Origin of the sequence: Gilliamella sp. Choc5-1 (assembly GCF_001690595.1) — a bacterium.
Taxonomy (GTDB): Bacteria; Pseudomonadota; Gammaproteobacteria; order Enterobacterales; family Orbaceae; genus Gilliamella; species Gilliamella apicola_M.
Genome location: NZ_LZHH01000079.1, coordinates 1 through 6,023, shown reverse-complemented (window position 1 = coordinate 6,023; position 6,023 = coordinate 1). Strand labels below are relative to the sequence as shown.

11 protein-coding genes are annotated in these 6,023 nt (G+C 37.7%); 8 read left to right on the top strand and 3 right to left on the bottom strand.

Annotated features, from left to right (window positions below; translation table 11 throughout):
• On the bottom strand, nt 1-981 hold a 981-nt coding region (locus tag A9G35_RS06970), incomplete at its 3' end, for an IS481 family transposase (protein ID WP_065636252.1).
• A 56-nt stretch (nt 982-1,037) separates the two neighbouring features.
• Here A9G35_RS06970 and A9G35_RS13690 point away from each other — a divergent pair.
• Nucleotides 1,038-1,742, top strand: coding sequence for a phage antirepressor N-terminal domain-containing protein (locus tag A9G35_RS13690; RefSeq protein WP_255305989.1), 705 nt, complete (start codon nt 1,038-1,040; stop codon nt 1,740-1,742).
• A 514-nt stretch (nt 1,743-2,256) separates the two neighbouring features.
• Here A9G35_RS13690 and A9G35_RS06960 read toward each other — a convergent pair.
• Entirely contained in the window at nt 2,257-2,505 is a 249-nt protein-coding gene (locus A9G35_RS06960; protein ID WP_218057221.1) for a helix-turn-helix domain-containing protein, read from the bottom strand.
• A gap of 136 nt (nt 2,506-2,641) precedes the next feature.
• Here A9G35_RS06960 and A9G35_RS06955 point away from each other — a divergent pair, with 136 nt between their 5' ends.
• The 7 genes from A9G35_RS06955 (at nt 2,642) to A9G35_RS13910 (ending at nt 5,767) form a co-directional block, all read left to right on the top strand.
• Entirely contained in the window at nt 2,642-2,935 is a 294-nt protein-coding gene (locus tag A9G35_RS06955) for a type II toxin-antitoxin system RelE/ParE family toxin (protein WP_065636249.1), read from the top strand.
• Between the two features lie 2 nt (nt 2,936-2,937).
• Complete coding sequence (locus tag A9G35_RS06950; RefSeq protein ID WP_065636248.1) at nt 2,938-3,240, top strand: addiction module antidote protein; 303 nt, start codon at nt 2,938-2,940, stop codon at nt 3,238-3,240.
• A gap of 89 nt (nt 3,241-3,329) precedes the next feature.
• Nucleotides 3,330-3,659 carry a phage tail protein gene (locus tag A9G35_RS06945; RefSeq protein WP_065636253.1) on the top strand — a complete coding sequence of 110 codons (330 nt, stop codon included), beginning with the start codon at nt 3,330-3,332 and terminating at the stop codon, nt 3,657-3,659.
• Entirely contained in the window at nt 3,656-4,360 is a 705-nt protein-coding gene (locus A9G35_RS06940; protein WP_065636247.1) for a phage minor tail protein L, read from the top strand. Before A9G35_RS06945 ends, A9G35_RS06940 begins: the two co-directional genes overlap by 4 nt.
• A 6-nt stretch (nt 4,361-4,366) precedes the next feature.
• Nucleotides 4,367-5,080 carry a C40 family peptidase gene (locus A9G35_RS06935; protein WP_065636246.1) on the top strand — a complete coding sequence of 238 codons (714 nt, stop codon included), beginning with the start codon at nt 4,367-4,369 and terminating at the stop codon, nt 5,078-5,080.
• Nucleotides 5,023-5,652: a tail assembly protein gene (locus A9G35_RS06930; protein ID WP_065636245.1), complete on the top strand. Its 630-nt coding sequence runs from the start codon at nt 5,023-5,025 to the stop codon at nt 5,650-5,652. The genes A9G35_RS06935 and A9G35_RS06930 overlap by 58 nt, the downstream gene beginning before the upstream one ends.
• The gene (locus A9G35_RS13910) at nt 5,645-5,767 is read left to right on the top strand and encodes a hypothetical protein (protein ID WP_255305986.1); all 123 of its coding nucleotides are present in this window, start codon (nt 5,645-5,647) and stop codon (nt 5,765-5,767) included. Before A9G35_RS06930 ends, A9G35_RS13910 begins: the two co-directional genes overlap by 8 nt.
• Here the strand turns inward: A9G35_RS13910 and A9G35_RS06925 are convergent.
• Nucleotides 5,751-6,023 (bottom strand): integrase core domain-containing protein (locus A9G35_RS06925; protein WP_141673815.1); only part of this gene is annotated, 273 nt, incomplete at its 5' end. The genes A9G35_RS13910 and A9G35_RS06925 overlap by 17 nt on opposite strands.

The window sequence follows — 6,023 nt, the reverse complement described above, 5'->3', positions numbered from 1 at the left end:
CCATGGTGTCTTCCCATAACAATATTTTCCTGAATGCGCTCTTTCTCGATTGTAAAATTCAAGCCATTGCTCAATATCGTTTTGTATTTCACTCAATTGCGTGTAAATCTTACGTCGAAATAAAATATCATAACATTCTGTTTTCATCGTCTTATGGAATCGCTCACAAATACCGTTTGTTTGTGGGCTGTAGGCTTTGGTCTTGGTGTGTTCAATATCTTCTAGATTAAGATAAAGCTCATAAGCATGGCTCTCCTTATGGCCATTATATTCCGTACCTCGGTCTGTAAGAATGCGTAACAGCGGCACTTGTTTGCTGTCAAAGAAAGGAAGCACTTTATCATTGAGCATATCGGCAGCAATCAGGCTGTTTTTCTCGGTATAGACTTTAGCAAAAGCGAGTCTGGAATAGGTATCAATAAATGTTTGTTGGTATATTTTCCCAATGCCTTTAATATGCCCTACATAATAGGTATCTTGTGCACATAAATATCCCGGATGATGTGTCTCAATTTCACCATGCGCTTCTTTTGATGCTTTGGCTTTTTCAAGGGCTTGTAATTGATTTTCAGTGAGCACACATCCTTCTTGTGCCACTTTGGTTTCTAGGGCTATTAAGCGTTTTTTAAAACTTTCTAAATCGTGACGTAGCCAAATAGAGTGTACCCCACTCCCTGACACCATGATGCCTTCTTGACGAAGTTGATTGGCAACTCGATGTTGCCCATAAGCTGGATATTCATAGGCCATATTGACAACGGCTTGTTCTATATGTGGCTCTACCCGATTTTTTTCGATAGGCTTTTTACGACTGATTTCTTGAAGCGCAAGCTCACCACTTTGCTCATACAGTTTTTTAAAGCGATAATAGCTATCTCGACTGTATCCCATGACTTTGCAAGCTTGTTGAACGTTACCGAGTTGCTTAGCTAATTCTAGTAGTCCTAATTTAGGTTTAATGATTTTGGCGGTTTGATTCATTTCTGACTCTCCTTTTGTGTTATAAAATAACTTAAATGTCAGATTAAGTAAAGACTATTACAGCTCAGCTTAAAAGAATCAAGCGACATCAAGTATTAAGCTCAGGTATGGTCATGATGACCACACCTTCAAAACAAGGTTTACAAGAGTATGTTTGCCTCCCAATTTCAATGATCAACGGTTGGCTATTCGGCATTGAAACTAGTCGAGTAAAACCAGAAATAAGGGCAACACTTGAACAATATCAATTAGAATGTTTCGATGTACTTTATAATCACTTTATGCCAAAAGTAGCGCAACAATTCCCTAATACGATTTCGCCCGAACAACAACAGCAAATCCAGCAGGCTGTCAACGAGCGAGTGTATCGAACAGGTGAAAAACATCAAGCGGTTTATTCAAAATTTCATCAGCAATTTAAGATACCACGTTATCAGGATTTACCCGCTAGTAAATTTGACAAAGCTATAGAGTGGCTTGGTGGTGTGCATTCTCGAAGTGGGTTGTCTGATGAAGATTTATACAATTTGGCTTGGTTATATAAAGTAGCTGATAGAATGCGTCACCATATAGAGTTGGTAGAGCCTGCATTGCGTGCAATAGATTCACGTTTTACGGGTGCTTTTTACTCCATGGCTTATGATTACAAATATACGTTAAGGCAGGCTAGAAAAGTTATTGAACGGGAAACAGCGCATATAATTACAAGTCATCTTACTACAAACTGGAATAAAGTATTACCAATTATTCGACATAACTAACCCAAAAAACCAGTCAGGAAAGGCATTGATTTTATTAATGTTTTTTTGGGCGTTTTTGGAGTTAAACTCAAAAACCCTTTTTTTAATCGCTTTTTTAATCCATTGAAAAATATAGATTAATTTAAGTGCTAGAAAAAAGGGTTATTTTCGAAAAAATGGCTAAAATTTAGTTAAAACAAAAGGCTATGTTTGATATAATCTAGATTACCGCCGCATAGGCGGCTTAGAAATGAACTTTCATGGTTCTGTGAGCTGAAATTTTGATTACCGCCGCATAGGCGGCTTAGAAAAGAGAAACTGGGAGGCTAAATTTGAATACATTGATTACCGCCGCATAGGCGGCTTAGAAACAAAAAATTATCCCACGAAATGACGCCACCAAGATTACCGCCGAGTAGGCGGTTTTTATCGATTTAGCCATAAAACCCCGTCCTTTAGGGCTGGAAGGATGTCAATATCAATTATCTTCATAATGAAGACGACTTAAAGCTAACATATTGATTTTTAAGGTAGCCTAAAAGTCTAACTGTTCAGGTTTAATTTGTAGCGCTTCGGCAATTTTAATCCGTGTTGCTTTTCTTAACTTTTGGCTTTTTTCATATTGAGAATAAGCTGATTGGCTAATACCTATTTTATTCGCAACTTCAACTTGAGATAACTTTAAATATTCACGCCATGCTTGTGCAGGAGAATAGTTATTATCAAAAACCATGTTAACAACTTCGTTTGGTACACCTGTTTCAACATCGATTGTTTTATTCATTATTATTTTTATGATTAACCTCAATATAAACATTATATAAGTTCTAGCAAAAATATAAATAAAAAGGATTGATAACTAAAGTTGACAGTTTGGCGGTGTGAGATATAATAGTTTTAAATTAAAACAGGAATAAAGCATGATTACTGTAAGTTATACACCAGAGATGGAAAAATGGTTGAAGTCGCTTAAAGATAAAATTGCAGCAGCTAAAATTAAAGTTCGAATTCGTCGTATACAAGAAGGTAATTTTGGTGATGTTAAGCCTGTAGGAGGTGGTGTATCAGAAATGAGGATTCATTGCGGAAAAGGGTATAGAGTTTATTTTGTTAATCGCAATAATGAGATTGTTATTTTATTGTGTGGCGGTGACAAAGATACACAACAGGTAGATATTAAAATTGCTAAAGAATTAGCAAATAAATGGGGTTAATTATGACTACAAAACTAAAAACTTTTGATGTGGTTGATTTTTTAAATACTGATGAAGAAATGCAAGAATATTTAAATGCCGCAATAGAAGAAGGAGACCCTAAATTTTTATTTATTGCGCTCGGTGATATAGCTAGAGCTAAAAACATCAGTCAGCTTTCACGAGAGACAGGTATAAGTCGTGAAGGTATTTATAAAGCGTTATCAGGTGAGGGGAATCCTACTTTTAATACAATCTTTAAAATTGTTCAAGCATTAGGTTTGCAAATGCAGTTTTCATCACAAAAACACGCCGATTGTTGTTAATTGAATATGAAAAATCTAATGTAGATATACAAAATAAAATCAAACCTAAAGCTCGCAAATGCGGGCTTTTTTTATATCTGGAGAAAATTATGGAAACATTTCACTGGAGACCTCAAAACAGCTCCACGATTTCAGTATCACCGAAAGTAAAGGTAATTAAATTCGGCGACGGCTATGAGCAACGCATTCGGGACGGTATTAACAACGATCTGCGCTCATACAATGTAACATTTGTTGGATTATCAGAAGATATCAGCTTGATTGATGATTTTCTTAGCCGACACAATGCGGTTAAAGCCTTTTTATGGCGAGAGCCTAACACTCACAAAACAATCAAAGTTGTCTGCCGTTTTTGGACATCAACGCCCAACGGCGCAGCTAAAACGATTTCTGCAACATTTGAGGAGGTGGTCGCATGATCCCCAAAAAAATGCTACTTGATATCACAAAAATAGCGCAAGATGCGATTATTGATTTGTATGAAGTCGATTTAACGAAGATTGTCGGTAATAAAATGATATTTCGATTTCATAACGGATTAAATGAGCTTCGGCGACCAATTACATGGCAGGGTAATATTTATGAGCCGTATCCTATTAAAGTTGAAGGCTTTGAAAAGAGTGGACAGGGTGTAAGTAACCGTCCAACCATGAGCGTTAGCAATGCGATGGGCTTTATCACAGGCTTAATTGCCGATTTTGACGGCTTGCTTGGCGCAGTTGTTACCCGTCATGAAGTGCCAGTTAAATATCTAGCTGCGGTGAATTTTGAAAATGGTAATAAATATGCCGATCCGTTTTGCGAAATTATTTCGAACTATGTTATCGAACAAGTCAAACAACAAAACTCGATGGTAGTTACGTTTGAATTAGCGTTGCCATGTGAATCAGATGGTGCATTAATACCTGCCCGTGTTATTATCGCTAATACCTGTAGCTGGATATATCGTTCGTCAGAGTGTGGTTACACTGGTGGACCTGTAGCTGATGAATTTGATAAACCGACTAATGACATCACAAAAGACAAATGTAGCGGTTGCCTTACTGGCTGTAAACTGCGTTATGGGCAACACGGCATTCTTCCTTTTGGTGGTTTTCCAACCGCCGCAAAACTCTCTTAATTAATTATGAAAACACAAATACTTAATCATGCAACTTCTTGCGGTGAGGCTGAGTGCTGCGGATTTGTTATTGATAATAAAACATATCTACCGTGTAAAAATATCTCACCCACACCAACCGAAACATTTGAAATATCACCAGATGACTGGATAAAGGCAGAACAAAAAGGAGAGATAACTGCTGTAGTTCACTCTCATCCAAACGGTTTACCGATACTCAGCCAAGCAGACCAGTTTTATCAGCAACAAACAGGATTAGACTGGTGGCTGGTCTGTGATAACAAAATTCATCAATTTAGACACATCAAACCATTATTGGGTCGCGAATTTAATCACGGCAAAACAGATTGCCTAACGCTAGTGCGTGACGCATACATGCTAACTGGTATTGATTTGCCCGATTACGAAAGGCAAGACGATTGGTGGCATAACGGGCAAAATCTCTACTTAGAATTACTGCCTAAAAATGAGTTTGAACAAGTTGATGACATCCAAGAGGGCGATGTTATCTTAGTTTGTCTTGGTTCAACAACACCTAATCATGCAGCTATCTACATCGGTAATCAGTTCATTTTACATCACTGTCCAAACCGTTTATCAAAAAGAGATTTATATGACGGGTTTTGGCTTAAGTACACACATTCAATATGGAGGCATAAGAAATGGCAATTGTCAGGCTTTACGGCAATCTTAAACAATATGGCGATAAGTTCAATCTGAATGTTGAAACAGCAGCAGAAGCATTGAATGGTTTGTATTGCCAAATCAAAGGCTTGAAAAAGCAAATTATGGACGGCTATTTTCGGGTACGAATTAACGGCGTAGATATGAACGAGGACAATTTACAGTTTAGTCTACACAGTCGAATTCCACAAGATGCCGTTATTCATATTGTCCCCCAAGTTGCTGGAGCTAAAGGCGGTATTTTTAGTTTTATAGCTGGCGCAGCGATGGTCGTTGCCGGTGTAGTAGTCGGTATAACAACAGGGGTAGGACTGGCTTTGGTAGCTGGTGGTGCTGGGTTAATGCTTGGCGGTGTCGCTCAGATGCTAACTAAACTACCTAAAACCGATAAGTTGACAGGTGATAAAAACAATAACACTTATTTTTCCAACTTAGACAACACAATAGGACAAGGTGCACCTGTGCCGCTTTGTTACGGATTAACGAAAATAGGCTCTAAAGTACTATCACAAGGGCTTGAAACATTAGACGACGCAACGAATACAGATAAAAACCCAATAACACCAATACCGTGGGGAGAAATCATAAAGGGGAAGAAAAATGGGTAAAGGTTCTGGAAAAGCAAAAACACCAAAAGAAGCGCAAGACAACCTCAAGTCACATCAGCAATTGAGTATTATTGATTTACTGGAATGGCAACACATTTTCAAACAAAAAAATTAAGGGGTAAGTGTTTTTTAAATTCAACGGGAGGCAAGTAGCCTAACGAAGAATGTAATCGTTTATGATTATACCAATAAGCATAAGCCGAAAAAGCGCGTTGTAACTCAGCCGTTGAGTTAAAACGTTGGCCTTTTACAAATTCCGTTTTAATTGTTTTAAATGTCGCTTCCGCTACCGCATTATCATAAGGACATCCTTTCTTGCTTAATGAATGCGTGATATTAAATGTCTTAAAACAATCCGCTAATAACCGATT